This window comes from Furfurilactobacillus sp. WILCCON 0119 (genome assembly GCF_053471565.1).
In genome coordinates, this window is the sequence record NZ_JBPCCV010000002.1 from 89,054 (window position 1) to 107,973 (window position 18,920).

At 48.2% G+C, this 18,920-nt stretch carries 22 protein-coding genes; 1 reads left to right on the forward strand and 21 read right to left on the reverse strand.

Annotated elements, in window-relative coordinates; all coding sequences use genetic code 11:
* The first annotated feature begins 147 nt into the window (after positions 1 to 147).
* Positions 148 to 867 (forward strand): gamma-glutamyl-gamma-aminobutyrate hydrolase family protein, encoded by a 720-nt coding sequence (locus ACRYI5_RS03935; protein ID WP_448224362.1) that lies wholly within the window; start codon positions 148 to 150, stop codon positions 865 to 867.
* Positions 868 to 926: 59 nt separating this feature from the next.
* Here ACRYI5_RS03935 and ACRYI5_RS03940 read toward each other — a convergent pair whose 3' ends face one another.
* The 21 genes from ACRYI5_RS03940 to ACRYI5_RS04040 form a co-directional block, all read right to left on the reverse strand.
* The gene (locus ACRYI5_RS03940) at positions 927 to 1,232 is read right to left on the reverse strand and encodes a glycine cleavage system protein H (RefSeq protein WP_407880560.1); all 306 of its coding nucleotides are present in this window, start codon (positions 1,230 to 1,232) and stop codon (positions 927 to 929) included.
* A 25-nt stretch (positions 1,233 to 1,257) separates the two neighbouring features.
* Positions 1,258 to 2,472: an FtsW/RodA/SpoVE family cell cycle protein gene (locus ACRYI5_RS03945; RefSeq protein WP_448224363.1), complete on the reverse strand. Its 1,215-nt coding sequence runs from the start codon at positions 2,470 to 2,472 to the stop codon at positions 1,258 to 1,260.
* 71 nt (positions 2,473 to 2,543) lie between these two features.
* On the reverse strand, positions 2,544 to 2,768 hold the full coding sequence (locus ACRYI5_RS03950) for a DUF2969 domain-containing protein (RefSeq protein ID WP_407880563.1): 225 nt from the start codon (positions 2,766 to 2,768) through the stop codon (positions 2,544 to 2,546).
* Entirely contained in the window at positions 2,752 to 3,054 is a 303-nt protein-coding gene (yidD, locus tag ACRYI5_RS03955) for a membrane protein insertion efficiency factor YidD (RefSeq protein WP_407880565.1), read from the reverse strand. The genes ACRYI5_RS03950 and yidD overlap by 17 nt, the downstream gene beginning before the upstream one ends.
* A gap of 19 nt (positions 3,055 to 3,073) precedes the next feature.
* Entirely contained in the window at positions 3,074 to 4,063 is a 990-nt protein-coding gene (gene mreB, locus ACRYI5_RS03960) for a rod shape-determining protein (protein ID WP_407880566.1), read from the reverse strand.
* 272 nt (positions 4,064 to 4,335) lie between these two features.
* The gene (gene murA, locus ACRYI5_RS03965) at positions 4,336 to 5,646 is read right to left on the reverse strand and encodes a UDP-N-acetylglucosamine 1-carboxyvinyltransferase (protein ID WP_448224364.1); all 1,311 of its coding nucleotides are present in this window, start codon (positions 5,644 to 5,646) and stop codon (positions 4,336 to 4,338) included.
* 65 nt (positions 5,647 to 5,711) lie between these two features.
* Positions 5,712 to 5,933 (reverse strand): DUF1146 family protein, encoded by a 222-nt coding sequence (locus tag ACRYI5_RS03970; RefSeq protein ID WP_407880569.1) that lies wholly within the window; start codon positions 5,931 to 5,933, stop codon positions 5,712 to 5,714.
* Between the two features lie 126 nt (positions 5,934 to 6,059).
* Entirely contained in the window at positions 6,060 to 6,491 is a 432-nt protein-coding gene (locus ACRYI5_RS03975; RefSeq protein ID WP_407880571.1) for a F0F1 ATP synthase subunit epsilon, read from the reverse strand.
* 14 nt (positions 6,492 to 6,505) lie between these two features.
* Positions 6,506 to 7,912, reverse strand: coding sequence for a F0F1 ATP synthase subunit beta (gene atpD, locus ACRYI5_RS03980; RefSeq protein ID WP_407880573.1), 1,407 nt, complete (start codon positions 7,910 to 7,912; stop codon positions 6,506 to 6,508).
* Between the two features lie 68 nt (positions 7,913 to 7,980).
* Positions 7,981 to 8,940, reverse strand: a complete 960-nt coding sequence (locus tag ACRYI5_RS03985; protein WP_407880575.1) for a F0F1 ATP synthase subunit gamma — start codon at positions 8,938 to 8,940, stop codon at positions 7,981 to 7,983.
* Between the two features lie 19 nt (positions 8,941 to 8,959).
* On the reverse strand, positions 8,960 to 10,492 hold the full coding sequence (gene atpA / locus ACRYI5_RS03990) for a F0F1 ATP synthase subunit alpha (RefSeq protein WP_407880576.1): 1,533 nt from the start codon (positions 10,490 to 10,492) through the stop codon (positions 8,960 to 8,962).
* 27 nt (positions 10,493 to 10,519) lie between these two features.
* Complete coding sequence (gene atpH, locus ACRYI5_RS03995) at positions 10,520 to 11,065, reverse strand: ATP synthase F1 subunit delta (protein ID WP_407880577.1); 546 nt, start codon at positions 11,063 to 11,065, stop codon at positions 10,520 to 10,522.
* Positions 11,049 to 11,573 (reverse strand): F0F1 ATP synthase subunit B, encoded by a 525-nt coding sequence (gene atpF, locus ACRYI5_RS04000; protein ID WP_407880578.1) that lies wholly within the window; start codon positions 11,571 to 11,573, stop codon positions 11,049 to 11,051. The genes atpH and atpF overlap by 17 nt, the downstream gene beginning before the upstream one ends.
* 46 nt (positions 11,574 to 11,619) lie before the next feature.
* Positions 11,620 to 11,832 (reverse strand): F0F1 ATP synthase subunit C, encoded by a 213-nt coding sequence (gene atpE, locus ACRYI5_RS04005; RefSeq protein ID WP_407880580.1) that lies wholly within the window; start codon positions 11,830 to 11,832, stop codon positions 11,620 to 11,622.
* Positions 11,833 to 11,857: 25 nt separating this feature from the next.
* A complete protein-coding gene (gene atpB, locus ACRYI5_RS04010) occupies positions 11,858 to 12,562 on the reverse strand; it encodes a F0F1 ATP synthase subunit A (protein ID WP_407880581.1) in 705 nt (234 codons plus the stop codon).
* Between the two features lie 424 nt (positions 12,563 to 12,986).
* On the reverse strand, positions 12,987 to 13,616 hold the full coding sequence (gene upp / locus ACRYI5_RS04015; protein WP_448224365.1) for a uracil phosphoribosyltransferase: 630 nt from the start codon (positions 13,614 to 13,616) through the stop codon (positions 12,987 to 12,989).
* 75 nt (positions 13,617 to 13,691) lie between these two features.
* Positions 13,692 to 14,939, reverse strand: coding sequence for a serine hydroxymethyltransferase (gene glyA / locus ACRYI5_RS04020; protein WP_448224366.1), 1,248 nt, complete (start codon positions 14,937 to 14,939; stop codon positions 13,692 to 13,694).
* 175 nt (positions 14,940 to 15,114) lie between these two features.
* Positions 15,115 to 16,140, reverse strand: a complete 1,026-nt coding sequence (locus ACRYI5_RS04025) for an L-threonylcarbamoyladenylate synthase (RefSeq protein WP_448224367.1) — start codon at positions 16,138 to 16,140, stop codon at positions 15,115 to 15,117.
* A gap of 14 nt (positions 16,141 to 16,154) precedes the next feature.
* Positions 16,155 to 17,009, reverse strand: a complete 855-nt coding sequence (gene prmC / locus ACRYI5_RS04030) for a peptide chain release factor N(5)-glutamine methyltransferase (RefSeq protein WP_448224368.1) — start codon at positions 17,007 to 17,009, stop codon at positions 16,155 to 16,157.
* A complete protein-coding gene (prfA, locus tag ACRYI5_RS04035; protein WP_448224369.1) occupies positions 17,002 to 18,084 on the reverse strand; it encodes a peptide chain release factor 1 in 1,083 nt (360 codons plus the stop codon). The genes prmC and prfA overlap by 8 nt, the downstream gene beginning before the upstream one ends.
* A gap of 35 nt (positions 18,085 to 18,119) precedes the next feature.
* Positions 18,120 to 18,704: a thymidine kinase gene (locus tag ACRYI5_RS04040; RefSeq protein WP_407880591.1), complete on the reverse strand. Its 585-nt coding sequence runs from the start codon at positions 18,702 to 18,704 to the stop codon at positions 18,120 to 18,122.
* Positions 18,705 to 18,920 lie beyond the last annotated feature (216 nt).

Genomic DNA, 18,920 nt, shown 5'->3' on the forward strand with positions numbered 1-18,920 from the left:
CCATCCGTCCCTTCTTACTATCCTTTCATCTTAACGGCCAGTGACAGATGACGCAACTTACTGGCCTTTTGTAACACACAACAGTCGCCGTTTTATTTAAAGAGGCCTATACTGAACACATTATTCTGATGAAAGTAAGTGATTTTTATGCAACCCCTAATTGGTATTGGCACCAACCACCTCATTCGCCCCAGCGACCATTTTGATGATAATTACGTTGACTACACACAAAAGAACTATGTCGCTAGCGTTACCGCAGCTGGTGGCCTTCCCCTTTTACTGCCCATCGGTGATCCCCAAACGGCCGCAGCCTACATTGAGCACGTCGACGGCCTTCTCTTAACCGGTGGCCAGGATGTGACCCCCAGCCTGTACGGTGCAGAACCTGAGCCAGTTAACCAGTTAAACGACCTCGCTCGTGATCAATTTGAACAGGCATTGATCAAAGCGGCCATTGCGGTCCACAAGCCGATTCTCGGTATTTGCCGCGGTTTGCAAATCATTAACGCAACGCTAGGTGGGACGAACCTTCAAGATATCGCCAGTCACGTGGACAATGCCATTGCCCACAATCAGTACCCAACGGCATGGGCGACCCCCACTCACGGGATAACCACCACCCCCAACAGCCGCATGCAGGCCGTGTGGGGCGATCACGGCCAGGTTAACTCATTTCACCACCAAGCAGTGCAGCAACCTGCTCCTGGTCTCACCGTCACCGCAACCGCGACTGATGGTGTTATTGAAGCCGTTGAAGACGTGACCCGTCAACTCGTTGCCGTTCAGTTTCACCCTGAAATGATGGCGGCGACTGATCCTCACGCAGCGGCCATTTTTAGCGGCTTCGTCACTGCCGCAACCCACTAATAACACAAAAGACACTTGTCGATGATGATCGACAAGTGTCTTTTTGTTAAGTCATTGGATTACTTTGCTGGGGTAAATGTTAATAACCACGCTTCGTCCCAATCGCCATTTAGCGCATCTGTTCCGTCAGCTAACGCAGGGTTTAACCCGGTCACCGTTCCACTGATTGGACTTGGCATGTCAGAAACGGCTTTTTCAGCTTCCATGCTAACAAACGTTTGCCCGGCCACAAGTTCACTGCCAACCTTGGGCAAGTCAATGTACGTCACGTTGCCAAGTTCATCCTGAGCGTCTTTACTAAGCCCTAGCTTCGTACCCTCATCCGTTGTTTTTGTCCAAAAGTAACGTTCTGCATCGTTATTCATCATCATAACCTCGCTTTAGTTTAAGTTATTTAAACCGTGAATCATTACTAAACATATAACTCGTGTAGTGATACCGCATTGACATAATCAATCCGATCCCAATGAGGTTCCCAATCAAGGCAGAGCCCCCCTGACTAACAAAGGGCAACGGAATCCCGGTCAATGGTAGCAATCCGATCGTCATCCCCACGTTTTCAAACACGTGGAATAAGATCATCATCACCACACCGGTTGCAATGTAGGCATAGAATTCATTCTTTGTATCAAACGTGACCCGGACCATCTGCCAAATCAGGAAGAAATACAAGATAATGAGCAGTAAGCCGCCCACAAACCCGAAGTTTTCACCAATAACAGAAAAAATCATGTCCGATTCACGAACGGGAACGTAAACGTGTGAAACGTTAAAGCCCGTTCCGAACAGACCACCAGAACCGATGGCCTTCATACTTTGCCATAACTGATAACCCTGGTTGGTGGTATCGGCATTTGGGTGCAACCACGTGTCGACCCGCGCAAATTGATAAGATTGAAAGCCAAGGTGGCCCAAAATGGCCCGGCCCCAGTCAGTGATCACCAACGTTAAGGCCCCGCCACCAATAACGGCGGCCCCAATAAACGTTGGGGCTAAAATGCGCCACGTCACCCCGGACACCAAAATCATTCCGGCAAAGATGGCGCCGAACACCAAGTTTGTCCCAAAGTCATTTTGAAGCTTCATCAGAATGAAAATGGGTAACGTCCAGGCAAACATTTTTCCAATCAACAACCAGTCGGTCCGCACTGTATGGGTGGGATATTCAGTGTTATGCATGGAAATGACCCGCGCCATCATCAAAATGTACGCTGGTTTCATAACTTCCGACGGTTGAAACGTCAACGGTCCGATTGCAAACCAACTGCGGGCCCCCGTTTGAACATAGTACGCCCGACTGTAGAAGACGAGCACCGCGACCAACAGGAAAATCCCAACACCGTATGCTAGCGGTGCCAACTTCCATAACTGTTCTGAATCAAACTGCATTAACACAACAATCGCAACCGTTCCGATTACGTACCACACGATTTGGGTAATCACCTGTTTGGAGATACTGATTGCCTTCGTATCATGTGACGCCGCCACGTAAATGGAGGCAATTCCGATTAACGCCAGCATGAGGACACAAAAGATGATGCCCCAATCGATGCGTGAATCTAGTTTTTTTTCATTCCGACTAGCAGAATTTTGTTCTCGTTGCACGTTTGGCCTCCTTCACAGGGTTCCATCATGCCGTGCCGTTAGCTTCCACGGTCGCCGCATAAATGAAACGACTAACCATGTAGGTTATATTCCGCCAGAATGGCCTGAAGGGCCTCTTCTTGGCTCTTAACGGTGAATTTTTGCCCTGCCGTCATGGTGGCCGTAAACTTCTTGCCATCTTCGGTCGCTTCAATTTCACCAATTGCCTGTTTGTTTACTAATACTTCTTCAATTTCCTTACCGTTAACCGTTTTTTCTTCGATTGACACCGGAATTGTTTTATCTTTTTTTGCCATGCTGTTCTCCATGAATGTACGCCGCCACAATCGGATCCATGTCTTGCGGGTCAGGATTGCGTCGAACGGTAAAGTAATCGGGAACCGGATCATAGCCGCCACGAACAAACGGGTTACACCGTAAAATTCGGGCAAGCCCCATCACAGTTCCTTGTATTGCACCACGCTTTTTTAACGCATCAAGCATGTAATTAGAACACGTTGGGTAATACCGACAGCTCGGTGGAAATAACGGTGAAATGAACCGCTGGTACCCGTGAATCAATGCAGTTAACAACCATTTCACAATGACCACCTCCACTCGGTTAGTCTTTTGCTTTACCGTTCATCCGTTCTAATAACTGCCCAGCACCCTTCGCCACGTTGTCCAGTGGTTGTTCAGACACCATGACTGGCACTTGCAGTTCTCGGGAAATCAATTGATCCAAACCGTTTAACAAGGAGCCACCACCGGTCAGGATGATCCCGCGGTCGATGATGTCTGCGGCAAGTTCTGGTTGGATCCGTTCAAGAACACCGTGCGCAGCCTCAACAATTTGTTGTAAGGTTTCATGCAACGCTGATTCGATCTCGTTTGCGTTGATTTCCACAGAGTGTGGCATCCCGTTGACGTTATCACGACCACGAACTTCCATTGTTTCTGGTTCATCTTCCACAACGGCGGTTCCAATCTTGATCTTAATATTCTCAGCAGAATGTTCACCAATCACCAGTCCGTGTTCCCGCTTAACGTATGCGGCAATGTCCGCGTTCATTCGGTCACCGGCCATCCGCAAAGAGGTACTTGCCACAATGTCGCCAAGTGACAATACAGCAATGTCGGACGTTCCCCCACCAATATCGATCACCATGTTACCCGTGGCTTGGTACACATCTAATCCGGCACCAATTGCGGCAACCTTTGGCTCATATTCGAGGTAGACCTTGGCACCACCGGATTTTTCAGCGGCCTGAATGATGGCCTTGCGTTCAATCTCCGTGATGTTCGTTGGCGCACAGATCATGATGTTTGGGCGTGACATAAAGCCCTTCACATTTAATTTATTAATAAAGTAGGACAGCATTTCTTCTGTTACATCAAAGTCTGAGATTACCCCATCCTTTAATGGTCGAATCGCGCGGATGTTGCTGGGGGTCCGACCAACCATTCGGTAAGCTTCTGATCCCACAGCTAGCACGCGCTCTGTCTTGGTATCTATGGCAACAACGGACGGTTCGTCTAAGACGATGCCCTTGCCAACAACGTAGATCAACACGTTGGCCGTGCCTAAATCGATCCCAATATCCTTAGCCATGTTAAACTCCTTTCAAAACGCACAATTTCAATGCACAATTATAGCACAAGATGAACCGGTTCGTCAGTAGCATCCTTCCGGTTAACGCTACGGGCAGTAAGGAAGTCAGCTAACCTTGTGTTTTCATTAAAATCCCCGTAAGAATCACTTCAATCATTAAACCACTACACCCTCATTCACGGGTTTAGTCTAGGCATCCGTCACACTAAAAAACTGACGCTCCAAAGTTACGGAACGTCAGTCATTTGCATGAACCGGTGCTTACACCTGTTCTATAAAATTTTTAATGATTGATCTGAAATAATGGCTTGCAAATCTGTGGCCATATCCACACGAACAATTTCAGCGCCCAGTGCCGCTAACTTGGTGTGGAAATCACAGTACCCACGATCAAGGTAGTTCAGGTTGGTCACTGTCGTGTAGCCGGTTGCTGCAAGTCCCGCTAAAACAAGTGCCGCAGCGGCCCGTAAATCAGTGGCCCCAACCTCAGCACCACTAAAGTCTGTCGGCCCTTGGAGGGCAACCGTGTTCCCCTCAATTGTAAACTTCGCGTTCATCCGGCGAAGTTCATTAAGATGGTTGAACCGGTTTTCAAACACTGTTTCAGTCAACGTGCTGGTTCCGGTTGCCATTAACTGAAGCACGGAAACTTGTGGTTGCATATCCGTTGGAAAACCTGGATGTGGTGACGTCTTAACATCCGCTGGTTGGAGTGTCTTAGGCCCAATAATGCGAAGGCCACCGGCTTCTTCTTGCACCGTTACGCCCATCTCTAACAGTTTTGAAATCAGGGGCTTGTTATGCTCAGGAATTGCGTCAGCAATCAACACGTTTCCCTGGGTGATGGCCGCAGCCACCATAAACGTCCCGGCTTCAATACGATCTTGAACCACGCTGTGCTCACAACCATGAAGGGCGGAAACCCCTTCGATCCGAATTGTTTCCGTCCCAGCGCCGAAGACGTGGGCCCCCATTTTATTGAGCACGTTGGCTAAGTCCACGATTTCTGGTTCGCGGGCAACGTTTTCAATCAATGTTGTTCCTTGTGCTAACGTTGCGGCCATCATGATGTTTTCAGTGGCCCCCACACTTGGGAAATCAAGGTAGATATTGGCCCCTGTCAGGTGGTCCGCATTGGCTTCAATGTAGCCATCATGCTGTTCAATCGTAGCCCCTAATGCTTCAAATCCCTTTAAATGTAAGTCAATTGGCCGACTACCAATGGCACATCCACCTGGCATCGCAACGCGTGCTCGACCAACTCGGGCTAACAATGGACCCATGACGACCATTGACGCACGCATCTTTGAAACGTACTCAAACGGCGTCTCTGAGCCAAGTTGGCGTGTCGCATCGTAGGTAACCGATTTACTTTGTTGATCAAAATTAACATCGATGTTTAAAAAGCTCAGCACCTTGTTCATCAAGTAAACATCTGATAGCGCCGGGACGTTCGTTAATGCTAATTCGCCAGATGACGCTAAGATGGCTGCTGCTTGAATTGGCAACACAGCATTTTTGGCGCCTTCAATGTGAACCGTTCCTGTTAGCGGTTGACCGCCATGAACGATGATTTTTTCCATTGGTATGTTCCTCCAAACTGACATGAATTCGTTAATCTTGTGATTGATGGGCCAACGCGCCTTTGTTACGGTTGGTAGCCGATCAATGTTTGTGTTAAATCAATAAAAAACGAGCTGCATGTGTAACCCACGGTAATGGCCAGCAAAACTAACAGAAGCTGTGCCTGCCGTGGGTACATTGGCATGATTTTAACGAGCGGTAATGGTCGCAATGCCCAAAAAGCAAGCCAAATAAAGGCCAACTGCACCACAATCTTAATCACCGCTGAAAACCCGTAAACTGCCATTTTGCACCTCGCTAATTTATACACGCCAGTTTAGCATAAAAATCAAGCCCGCGTCGTGATATTTCACTCAAAAAAAGAGACTTACTAAAATTTTAGTAAGTCTCTTTACTGGTGAAATTAATTGCACTACCGGTTACGGTTATGCGAACCAACGTTGATTCGGTTAATCGCCCGACGCAAGGCCACTTCCGCCCGCCGTAATTCAGCGGTGTCGTGAACCTGTTGCGCATGTTGAATGGCATTTTGTGCACGGGTCCGTGCACTTTCAGCCCGGGTAATGTCGATATCAGACTGTTGTTCAGCAGAATCGGCAACAATGGTTGCCACATTATCTGAGAATTCAACAAAGCCACCGTTCACGGCGATTTCATCTTCATCACTAGAATCATGCTTAACCCGAATTTCATCAATTTCCAAAGCCGCAATCAATGGCACGTGGTTTGGTAAAATCCCAATTTCCCCGTTCGTTGTTTTCGCAACAAACATGGTTGCTTGGTCATTTTCGTAACACGTTCCATCGGGCGTCACAATGGTGACAGTCAGTTGAGGTTCAGCCATTGTTCATTGCCCCCTTAATTGTTACCTTGTAGTTGCTTGGCCTTAGCGACCGCCTGATCAATCGTTCCGACAAGTCGGAATGCTTCTTCAGGAAGGTCATCGTATTTACCGTCCAAGATTTCTTTAAAGTCGTTAACCGTATCTTCAACAGATACATATTGACCATCGATCCCAGTAAACTGTGACGCAACGGAGAATGGTTGACTCAAGAAGTTTTGGATCCGGCGAGCACGAGCAACGATTGTTTGTTCTTCATCAGACAATTCATCCATCCCAAGAATTGAGATGATGTCTTGTAACTCATGGTACCGTTGCAAAATCTGTTGAACCCGGCTAGCAACATCGTAATGTTCCTGACCAACGATTTCAGGTGTTAATGCTGAAGAAGTTGATTCAAGTGGGTCAACGGCAGGGTAGATCCCCTGTTGTGTCAGGTACCGTTCCAAGTTCGTCGTTGCGTCCAAGTGCGCGAACGTCGTTGCAGGGGCCGGGTCGGTATAATCATCGGCTGGCACATAAACGGCTTGGATCGACGTAATGGAACCTTTTTGAGTTGAAGTGATTCGTTCTTGCAGTTGACCCATTTCAGTTGCTAACGTTGGTTGGTAACCAACGGCTGAAGGAATCCGCCCTAACAGAGCTGACACTTCTGAACCGGCTTGGGTAAACCGGAAGATGTTATCGATGAAAAGTAACACGTCTTGGCCCTTAACATCACGGAAGTATTCCGCAATTGTCAAACCAGTTAAGGCAACACGCATCCGGGCACCAGGTGGTTCATTCATCTGACCATAAACCATGGCCGTCTGTTTAAGAACACCTGATCCTTTCATTTCAAAGTACATGTCGTTACCTTCACGGGTCCGTTCACCAACACCGGTGAACACAGAAATCCCGTTGTGGCCTTGCGCGATGTTATGAATCAGTTCTTGAATCAGAACCGTCTTCCCAACACCGGCACCACCGAAGAGTCCGACCTTACCACCACGGACATATGGGGCAAGTAAATCGATAACCTTAATCCCTGTTTCAAGGATTTCGGTACTGGTTGCCAACTGGTCGTAGTCAGGTGCTTCCCGGTGAATCGGGTCGCGCTGAACATCTGGACCTAAGTCTGCACCGCCGTCAATTGGTTCCCCGAGGACGTTAAATACCCGTCCCAACGTTTCTTCACCAACGGGAACAGAGATTGAATGACCTGTGTCTTCGACTTCCATCCCACGTTGTAAGCCATCCGTTCCATCCATGGCAATCGTCCGAACAACTCCGTCACCTAATTCCAAGGTAACTTCGACCGTCAGATCCTTATCATCGGAACGTTTAACTTGAAGCGCGTTGTTAATGGCAGGTAATGTGCCATCCAGAGGGAATTCAACGTCAACAACGGGTCCGATAACTTGAACAATCTTACCAGAACTCATTCGCGTTTCTTCCTTCCATCATTTTTTCAACCATAACGGAGTTCCCTCACATTATGGACTTTAACCACCTAGCCTAACGCAGCTTGACCACCAGTAATTTCGGTGATTTCAGTCGTAATCGCACTCTGACGAGCACGGTTATACTGAAGGCTCAAACTGTCGATTAAGTCCTGGGCATTATCAGAGGCAGTCTGCATCGCAGTAGAACTTGATGCGTGCTCTGATGTCTTCCCATCAAGGATCGCGCCGTAAACTAAACTCTCAGCATACTGTGGCAGAACAACTTGAAGAATCTCCTCTGCAGAAGGTTCTAGTTCATATTCTGGCGTAATGCTGATTGTATGATCATCCGGCTGAACTGCTTCATCCCCGTCTGGCTTAGATTCCGCCACCGTTTCGCCCGTGATGGGTAACATCCGGGTGGAACGGAAACGTGAGGTCAAACGGTTCACAAAGTGGTTGTAACAAACATACAGCTCGTCAAAAACTTCATCGTTGTACATTGCGGTCACGGTCTTCACGATTTCCCGAACTTCAATAAAAGTCGGAACATCGCTTACACCACGATACTCATAGGCAACGTTCATGCCGCGCTTCTTATAGAAGTCGGCCCCGTTACCACCAACGGCCATAATGACATAGTCATTTTCCGTCCGGCCATGTTCTTTGATGAAATCATTGGTGGCCTTAATGATGCTACTGTTATAACTCCCCACTAACCCACGGTCTGAGGTAATAACCAACAAGCCGGTTTTCTTAACCGGCCGTTGTGCCATCAAGCTACTAACAGGCACGTCGTCAGTCTTATTGGAAGCCGCCGCATCAACGGTGGCTGTTTCCAATAAGTGAGAGGCAGCGAGGTGAGTCACAACGCTTTCGACCTTTGATGCATAAACTTGATAACCAGCGGTATGGCGCTGAATTTGGCTTAATTTTGACGTTGACACCATTTGCATGGCCGTCGTAATTTGAGCGGTATTCTGCGTTGAACTAATCCGGCGTTTAACTTCGTTTAATGCTGCAGGCATTTGCTCACCTTCCCTTCAACTAGTTAGCAGCTGCGTCAGTTGCAGCCTTAGTTGGTTGGAAATTCTCACCAAATGCACTGATTGCAGCCTTCATGGCGTCATCATCTGGCAACGCACCCGTTGACTTGATGGTGTCCAACAGATCTGCATGGTTAGCATCGAAGTCATCGAACAGTTCTTCTTGGAACCGGGCGATGTCATCAGTGTCCACTTGATCCAAGAATCCACGTGTCAAGGCATACAAGATCACAACCTGCTTTTCAACAGCAAGTGGTGCATGAAGTGGTTGTTTCAGAACTTCAATGGTCCGTTTCCCACGGTTCAACCGGTCTTGGGTCGCTTGATCCAAGTCGGAGCCGAACTGTGCGAAGGAAGCCAATTCTGCGTATGAAGATAAGTCCAAACGCAATGTCCCGGCAACCTTCTTCATGGCCTTAATCTGGGCATCCCCACCAACACGAGAGACAGACGTCCCGGCGTCAATGGCTGGCCGAACACCTGAATAGAATGAATCAGAGTTCAGGAAGATTTGTCCATCGGTGATGGAAATAACGTTAGTTGGAATGTAGGCTGAAACGTCACCAGCTTGCGTTTCGATGATTGGTAAGGCAGTCATTGAACCACCACCCATTTCATCACTCAACTTAGCGGCACGTTCAAGCAAACGTGAGTGGGTGTAGAAAATGTCCCCAGGGTAAGCTTCACGACCTGGTGGCCGACGCAAAATCAAGGACAGTTCACGGTAAGCAACGGCTTGCTTGGAAAGGTCATCATAAATGATCAACACATGCTTGCCGTTGTACATGAACTCTTCACCCATTGCTGCACCAGCATATGGTGCTAAGTACAACATTGGCGCAGGTTCAGAAGGACCTGCAGAAACAACGATTGTGTAATCCATGGCCCCAAGTTGGCGCAGTGTTTCAACTTGTGAACGCACTGTTGATTCCTTTTGACCGATCGCAACATACACACAAATCATGTCTTGATCCTTTTGGTTAACAATCGTATCAATGGCCAATGACGTCTTCCCTGTCTTCCGGTCACCGATGATCAACTCACGTTGACCACGGCCAATCGGAACAAGGGCGTCAATGGCTTTGATCCCGGTCTGTAATGGTTCACTAACGGACTTCCGCTGCATAACACCAGGAGCTTTGTATTCAACAGGACGGGTGTGATCAGTCTTGATCTCACCCTTCCCATCGATTGCTTGCCCCAGTGAGTTCACAACGCGGCCAATTAAAGCATCACCAACGGGAACTTCCATGATCCGGCCCGTCCGTTTAACGGATGAACCTTCTTGGATCCCGTCGTAAGCACCCAAAACAACGATTCCGACATCATCGGATTCGAGGTTTTGAACCATGCCATAGACACCGTTGTCGAACTCAAGCAGTTCGCCAGCTAAAGCATTATCCAGACCATGAGCACGGGCAACCCCGTCACCGACGTAGGTTACTGTTCCCGTTTCTTCAACGGTCAGCTCTTCTTGATAATTCTCAAGTTGTTGCTTAATGAGAGCGCTGATTTCTTCAGCTTTGATGCTCATGCGGATTTCACCTCTTTGCAAAGAATTTTATCGCGTCAATGCTTGACGGATATGAGCTAACTGTGTGCGAATCGAACCATCGATCACCGTGTTGTTGCTGTTGACGATAACGCCACCAACAATTTCAGGATCAACAAGCTGGTTCACGTGCACTGTTTTGGCACCCACACGGTTAGCAATGCTAGCGGCTAACCGCTGTTGCTGCTCATCACTAAGCGCAACAGCAGTGGTCACATCAGCATAAACAGTTTGGTTTTGTTCATCATAGAGTCGTTTGAACTCATCAATGATTGCGACCGTGTCATTCAACCGGCCGTAGTCGAAAAGCATTTGCAAGAAATTATGGACGAGCGGACTAGCCGCGTCCAGCAAAGGCTTCAAGAGGGCTTCTTTCTCAGGGTTCTGTAAGCCAGCACCTGTCAAAACCGTGCCTAACGTAGGAACGGATTGAAAAACACCTTGGACTTGGATGAGCTCGTCATAAACAGACTCTAGTTGCTGACGATCGCTGGCAGCGTCAAACATGGCACGGCCGTAACGACGCGCAACTTGTGTTTTAGCGAGTTTGGTCATCTTTTCCCAACCCTTCGATATAAGAATCAATCAATGCCTTTTGATCATCGGCATTCAATTGCTTGTGAATGATCTTGGAAGCAATCTCAATAGATAAATCAGCCACGTCTTTACGTGCACTAACTAAGGCGTCCTGGCGTTCTTGATCAATGTCAGCCGTTGCGTGTTCGCGCAATGATTGAGCATCAGTCTGAGCCTGGGCGATGATTTGATCACGTTGCTCGTTCCCCGTTGTTTTGGCATCAGCCACAATGGTTGCTGCTTCTTGGTGCGAGTTTGCGAGTGCGTCGCGGCGTTGTGTTGCTAAATCAGCAGCATCGGCACGTGACTTTTCAGCGGAATCAATGTCGTCAGCGATTTTAGTCGCCCGTTCATTCATCATCTTCGTCACTGGTTTCCATGCGAAAACCTTGACGAGCCACATCAGTAACACGAAAGCGACCATGTAGAAAAGCATGTCTCCGTAATCGAAACCCTTTTCAGCCGCCATTACTAATGGTGAAAACATCTATTGGCACCTCCCTTGTCAGAATTTAGTTGTTCTTAGTCAAAAACTACTTGTTCATAACTAAGAAGGCAATAACGATTGAAATGATTGGCATGGCTTCGATCAAACCAACACCAATGAACATCGTTCCACGCAGTTGACCTGATAGTTCTGGCTGACGAGCCATCCCATCCAAGGTCTTGGAAATAACCATCCCGTCACCGATTCCGGCACCGATGGCAGCCGCAGCAGCGGCGATCCCAGCAGCAATTGCTCCCATAATATTGAATCCTCCTAAAAATTTTTTATTCCTCAGCTGTAACTTTCCGAGAAATGTATACCGTGCTTAAGGTTACAAAAACATAGGCTTGGATTGCCCCGATAAATACCGAGAATCCCTGCCAAGCAATCTCGAGTGGTAACGCCACAATGATGGTTGGAAGACCATGTGAAAATGCTAGCCCTCCGATCAATTTAAGTAACGTTTCACCAGCGAAGATGTTCCCGTATAGCCGCAAAGCTAACGTTAACAAGTTCGTGAATTCTTCGACGAGGTTAATTGGTAGTAACGCCGCAAATGGCTTTAAGTAAGAATTTGATACATAACCACCAAAACCGTACTTCACAACACCCAAGAAATGCGCTAACGCAAGTGTAACCATAGCCATTGTTAGTGTCATTACAGGGTCAGCCGTTGGACTCTTAACGTACTCCGTACCGTTTACCGCCACCTGAAGGAACAAGCCCATCTGGTTAGCAAAGAATACAAATAAGAAGAGCGTAAATGCAAATAGTCCTAACTGACCGCCATCACGTCCAGGTAATTGCCCACGAACAATTCCGTTCGTAAAATCAATCACCCATTCCAAGATGTTTTGTCCACCCGTCGGCTTCATCGCGATCTTTCTTGAAAGAAAGAAAATAAAGAAGAACACTAGGGCAAACGCAATTGTCACAGAAATGACGTTGGCAGTGTGAAAAGTCAGCCCCAAAAATTGGAAGGAATCCACTAAATATCACCTCTTTTCGTAACCTTAGTTGTCTTGCAATATTGTGAACCAGCCCAATTGTCGCCATAATGGCCACAACAAACCAGGCCCCTGCTGTTCAAAATACAAAAACATGATACCACCATTGAAATGCATTCGCAAAAGAATTTCAGGAATCAAATTGACTTCTCATTCTTACTGCCACAAGGTTTTATATCGTTTGAAACCGTTACCATCAACTGTGAGAAAATAATTTTCATTTGATTAATCATTGATCGTCTAAACGGATTCGCCCACCTGCTACCAATTTAACTGTTTATATTATAGGAAGATTCTTTTTTACGAACGGTTAATTTTTTCACGTCAAACCCTGAACCAACGCCATTAGTGCGTGCAAAAAAACAGGCTATCAGCGCGATTACTCACAATGACAACCTGTTTTCAATTACTTGGTCCCGAATAACCGGTCACCAGCGTCCCCTAATCCAGGGACAATGTAGCCATCTTCATTAAGCTTTTCATCCAGTGCAGCTGTGTAAATGTCCACATCTGGGTGGGCCTTTTGTAAAGCTTTTACACCCTCTGGTGCGGCCACTAAACACATAAACTTAAAGTTATTTGCGCCACGTTGTTTTAAAGCATCGATTGCCATGATGGCTGAACCACCGGTCGCTAACATTGGGTCAACCACAAAAATCTGGCGTTGATCAATGTCAGCTGGCATCTTCACAAAGTATTCCACTGGTTGCAGGGTTTCTTCATCCCGATACATTCCGATGTGGCCGACCTTAGCAGCCGGAATCAAGTTCAAGAACCCGTCAACCATGCCTAAACCAGCACGAAGAATTGGCACAATTGCCAACTTCTTCCCGGCCAGCTGCCGCTTTGTCGTTGTGGCAACGGGGGTTGTGACGGAAACGTCTTCCAACGGCATGTCACGTGAAACCTCATATGCCATTAGCGTTGAGATTTCGTTGACCACTTCACGGAACACCTTGGTCCCAGTGTCCTGGTTACGAATGATGGTTAACTTATGCTGAATTAACGGATGATCAAGAACTTGAAACTTCCCCATGGGATGCCACACTCCTTTTATATTCTGCTCTCAATTTTAGACGATTTCCCCTTCAAACGCGAGGCCTATCTGCAATTAATTCACATTAATTGGGTGGGCAGCAGTTAACGTCGTGACCGCCGCTAACACTTGTTCAGCGACGGCGGCATCTTCTGGATGGTGAATCATCGTTAAAATCAAGTTCGCAACCTGTTCACAGTCTTCTTCGTTAAACCCTCTGGTGGTTATTGCTGGTGTTCCCACCCGCAATCCAGACGTCACCCGCGGGCCCTCTGGATCATTTGGAATGGCTTCCTTGTTCGTTGTAATGTGCGCCCCATCCAATAAATCTTGGAGCGCCGCCCCTGTCAGTGAAGTGTGGGTCAGGTCCAGTGTCATTAAATGATTATCGGTACCACCCGTGAGCACCCGAACGTCTGGGTCAGCTTCAAAAACCGCGGCCATTGCTTTAGCATTTTTAATGATCTGCTCAGCATATGTTTTAAACGTTGGCTGTAACGCCTCGCCAAACGCCGCGGCCTTTCCGGCAATCACGTGTTCTAATGGCCCACCCTGGGTACCTGGGAACACTGCCGAATTTAATTTCTTTGCATAGGCCGCCTTTGCAAGGATCAAGCCACCACGAGGTCCCCGCAGCGTTTTATGCGTTGTGGACGTCACAACGTCCGCATACGGCAACGGACTAACGTGAAGCCCCGTTGCCACTAGCCCCGCAATGTGAGCCATGTCGACCATCAGTTTAGCGCCCACTGCATCTGCGATGTCACGAAAGGCCTTAAAATCGATCTCCCGACTGTACGCCGATGCCCCGGCCACAATCAATTGAGGTTTAACCGTCTGCGCCTGTTTTAAAATGGCATCGTAATCCAGCCGGTCCGTCGTTGGGTCGACATGGTAACCGTAAAACGTGTACGTCTTCCCACTGAAGTTCACCTTGGAACCGTGGGTTAGATGGCCCCCGTCATCCAGCGACATACCAAGCACCACGTCGCCTGGCTTGATCAACGCCATGTAGGCGGCCATGTTCGCTTGGGACCCAGAATGAGGCTGGACGTTAGCATATTCTGCGCCAAACAGTTGTTTTGCCCGGTCAATGGCCAGTTGCTCCACAACATCAATGTATTCACAACCACCGTAGTACCGGTGCCCAGGATACCCTTCCGCATACTTATTGGTCAGCACCGATCCCTGTGCTGCTCGAACAGCATCTGAAACGATGTTTTCTGATGCGATTAATTCAATTGTCGTTTGCTGCCGTGTCCCTTCATTGTTAATTGCGTTCCATAAATCTGGATCGACCGTCCGGTAATCTTCACTAGTCATTGGCAACCCTCCGTCATTTTCGTTTGCTAACGTTTTATTACGCCAAGTTTACCCCATCATGATTTCTTATGGCAATCAGGAACTGTTTTAAATCTAGTGACCACCGTCATTTGGTTTCGCACCAAAATAAAAACGCCGACTTCTCAATTGAGAAATCGACGCGTAATTTTACCATTTATGCCATCGTGGACGAGAAGAACACGTTGCCGGCCGCTTTTTTTAACCGGTTCATGTATGCCAATCCGAGACCAGATTCAGCAAAGCCTTCCGCCAAGATGTTGTGAACGGCACCTTCATCATCAAAATGCCGCAAGCCGGCAAACAGTGCGTGGCTTGCCCCGGCAACGTTACTCCCCAATGGAAAAATTTCCACATTTGCGGGAATGGCCAGCCCGTCTAACCGCCCTGTGGTGGCCATCAAACCAACCGGACCATCCTGCTTAGCTGCCCACGCCAGTGCCGCCTCCCAGTCACCGTCGTTCACGATTTCCACCTGGGCCGCTGGTGCGTAATGTTTATACTTCATCCCCGGTGCCTTTGGCGTTTCTTTTGCGCCAACTTTGTGTAGCTCCGTGGCAACCGGCTCATGAATCACCGCCTCGATCTGCTCAGGGGTCACCGCGCCAGGCCGCAAAATTGCCGGGTGACCCGTTGACATGTCAAGAACCGTTGACTCAACACCAACCGTGGTTGGCCCATCGTCAACAATGCCGGCAATTTTTCCTTGAAGATCGTGGTAGACATGTTGGGCCGTTGTGGGACTTGGTTTACCGGATGTGTTGGCAGACGGGCCAACCATGGGCCGCCCCAGTTCCTTAATCAAGGCTAACGTTGTGTCGTTTGCCGGAAACCGAAAGGCAGCGGTCGATAATCCACCCGTCACTGCTTTTGAGAGAGCACCCGGTTTCAACTTAAAAATCATTGTCAGCGAGCCTGGCCAAAACGCATCCATCAGTGCTAACGCAGCGTCTGACAGTGGTTCCGTTAGTGCCGTTACCGTTGCAATGTCTGCAACGTGCACAATCAGCGGGTTATCACTCGGCCGCCCTTTCGCTGCATAAACCTGTTTAACTGCGGCCTCATTGAATGCATCCGCTCCCAGGCCGTACACCGTTTCTGTGGGAAAAGCCACCAGTTGCCCGGCACGAAGCGCTGCCGCAGCGGCAGGTAACTCCTGCTTTGAAAAAATTGTTGTTTCCATTATTAACGTCTCCTTTACCCCAACGTAACCCGAACCATCCGGTCATGGCCTGTAATGTCCTGCTTTAAGGTCACCGTGGCGGATGGCATTGCCTGTTGCATTAACGTCACAACTGCCGGCCCCTGTGCATAACCAATCTCAAAGTAGGCCCGGCCGTACGTTGTGAGGTGTTCTGCCAACCCGGCTGCCAACCGACGATACAGCGCTAATCCATCTTCATCCGCAAACAGTGCGCCATGTGGCTCATATGAAATGACGCTCTCATCCATTAACGGCCGTTCCGCTTCGCTAATGTACGGTGGGTTACTTAACAAAATGTCGAACCGCTGGTCAGTGATGGGGGCGTATAGATCCCCCGTCACCCATGACACGGATGCACCCAGTGCGGCCCCGTTGTGTTTTGCCACTGCAATTGCCTCGTCACTAATATCAGTGCCCGTAACGTGCCATGTAGGCCGCGCTAACGCTGTGGCAATGGCTAACGCACCACTCCCGGTCCCCACATCCACCACGGTCTGTGGTCTGTCACTTTCTGGACAGTCATTTAATAACCACTCGACCAATTCTTCTGTTTCTGGCCGTGGAATCAATACCGCCGGGCTCACCGAAAAGTCGTGCCCGTAAAACATGGCATGGCCGGTAATGTATTGTTCTGGTTCCCCATTAGCAATCCGGTGAACAGCCTGTTGATATGTGGTCCACTGATCGTCCGTTAACGATTCTCGAAGTTGCATCAAGAGTTGTGTGCGCCGCCAGTTAAAAAGGTCCATCATTAATGTTTCTGCTAATTGTGGATCAGCGCCTGCTGAAGTTCCGGTAAAACAAGAAGAAGCCCATTGCTGGGCTTCTAACATCGTTGGATTAGCCATTGTTCAGCTCTTCCATCTTTTGGGCTTGTTCGTTCAGCAACAGTGCGTCAATAATGTCATCAAGTTCACCGTTCATGACCCGGTCCAGCTTATTTAACGTTAAGTTGATCCGGTGATCAGTCACCCGGTTTTGGGGGAAGTTGTACGTCCGAATTCGTTCAGACCGGTCACCCGTCCCAACGGCAGACTTCCGTTGTTCGTCGTACTCGTTTTGTTCCCGTGAAGCGTAGTAGTCATAGACCCGCTGCTTCAGAATTTCCATCGCCTTGACCCGGTTTTGCTGTTGTGACCGTTGATCTTGCATGGACACGACAATTCCGGTTGGCAAGTGGGTCATCCGCACCGCTGAACTCGTCTTGTTAATATGTTGACCACCCGCACCGGAGGACCGGAACACATCTGTCCGAATATCCTTGGCTTCTAAATCAATGTCAACATCTTCGTATTCTGGCATCACACCAACTGTGGCGGTACTCGTGTGGACCCGTCCAGCTGATTCCGTTACTGGGACCCGCTGAACCCGGTGCGCCCCATTTTCAAATTTCAGTTTGGAGTAAACCTTATCGCCAGAGATCATGATGACGATTTCTTTGAAACCACCGACTTCAGTCGCATTTTCATCAATGATTTCAACATCCCACCCCTGCTTTTCAGCATACCGGGTGTACATGTTAAAGAGGTCCGCTGCAAACAGACTGGCTTCGTCACCACCAGCGGCACCATGGATTTCCATGATGATGTTCTTATCATCGTTTGGATCCTTTGGCAGCATCAACACCGTAATCTCCTGCTCCAACGTTGCCTTATCTGCTTCCAGTTCCTTTAATTCTTGCTTGGTTAGTTCTTCCATTTCTGAATCGAGCTTTTCGCGTAGCATCTCATTGTCATCGTTGATTTCGTCGACGACCTTCCGATAACGACGGTACTTTTCCACCGTTTCACGAATGCTTCCTTCTTCTTTTGACAGCTTCATGAAACGTTCAGAATCTGAGATTACTTCCGGATCACTCATTAATTCATTCAGTTCTTCGTAGCGATCAGCGACCGCCTGTAATTTGTCAAACATCTCATCCATAAACGTTCTTGTCTCCTCAACTCACGAAATAGCGGTTACTTTACCGATCGGTTCAACGGCGGATTGAAGTAGTGTTCCCGACACACTGGGTAATAACTTTCATTCCCCCCGATTTGGACCTGTTCACCTTCGTAAACGGGCCGGTCATCGTGAAAACGCAGGTTCATAATCGCCTTTTTCTCACAGAACCAGCAGATCGTTTTCATTTCTTCAATTTTGTCCGCGTACAACAGGAGGTACTTTGACCCTTCGAACAGCTCATTACGAAAGTCATTTTTTAGCCCAAACGCCATCACCGGAATGTGCAATTCATCCACAACGTGCGTCAACTCGATGATGTGGTGCTTTTGCAAAAACTGGGCCTCATCCACGAGGACACATGACGCCGCTGGATCAATTTTTTTCACTTCTTCAAAGACGTTCATCTCGCCAGTGATTGTGTTAGCGGCCCGTTTCAGCCCAATTCGACTTGAAACGTAACCCTCGCCATCACGCGTATCTAATGCACTGGTCATGATAATGACAGACTTTCCCTGCTCCTCATAGTTATGAGCAACCTTTAAAATCTCGATTGTCTTCCCAGAGTTCATTGCACCGTAACGAAAAAATAACTGTGACATGTGCTGTCCTCCACCTGTTTTTAATCCTTACTATTATACCGAATGCATGAATACTTGAACAGGGACGCGCACAAAAACCTTGTAAAATGACGATTGCCACCGTCATTCTCACGGCAATTTGTTAACGCACCCTTAAAGGTGAGCGCTAGGGCACCCGGATTCCACAACTTGTGCTAAACTACTTAAAGTTAATTAACAGAATTAAAGGAGTCTTTT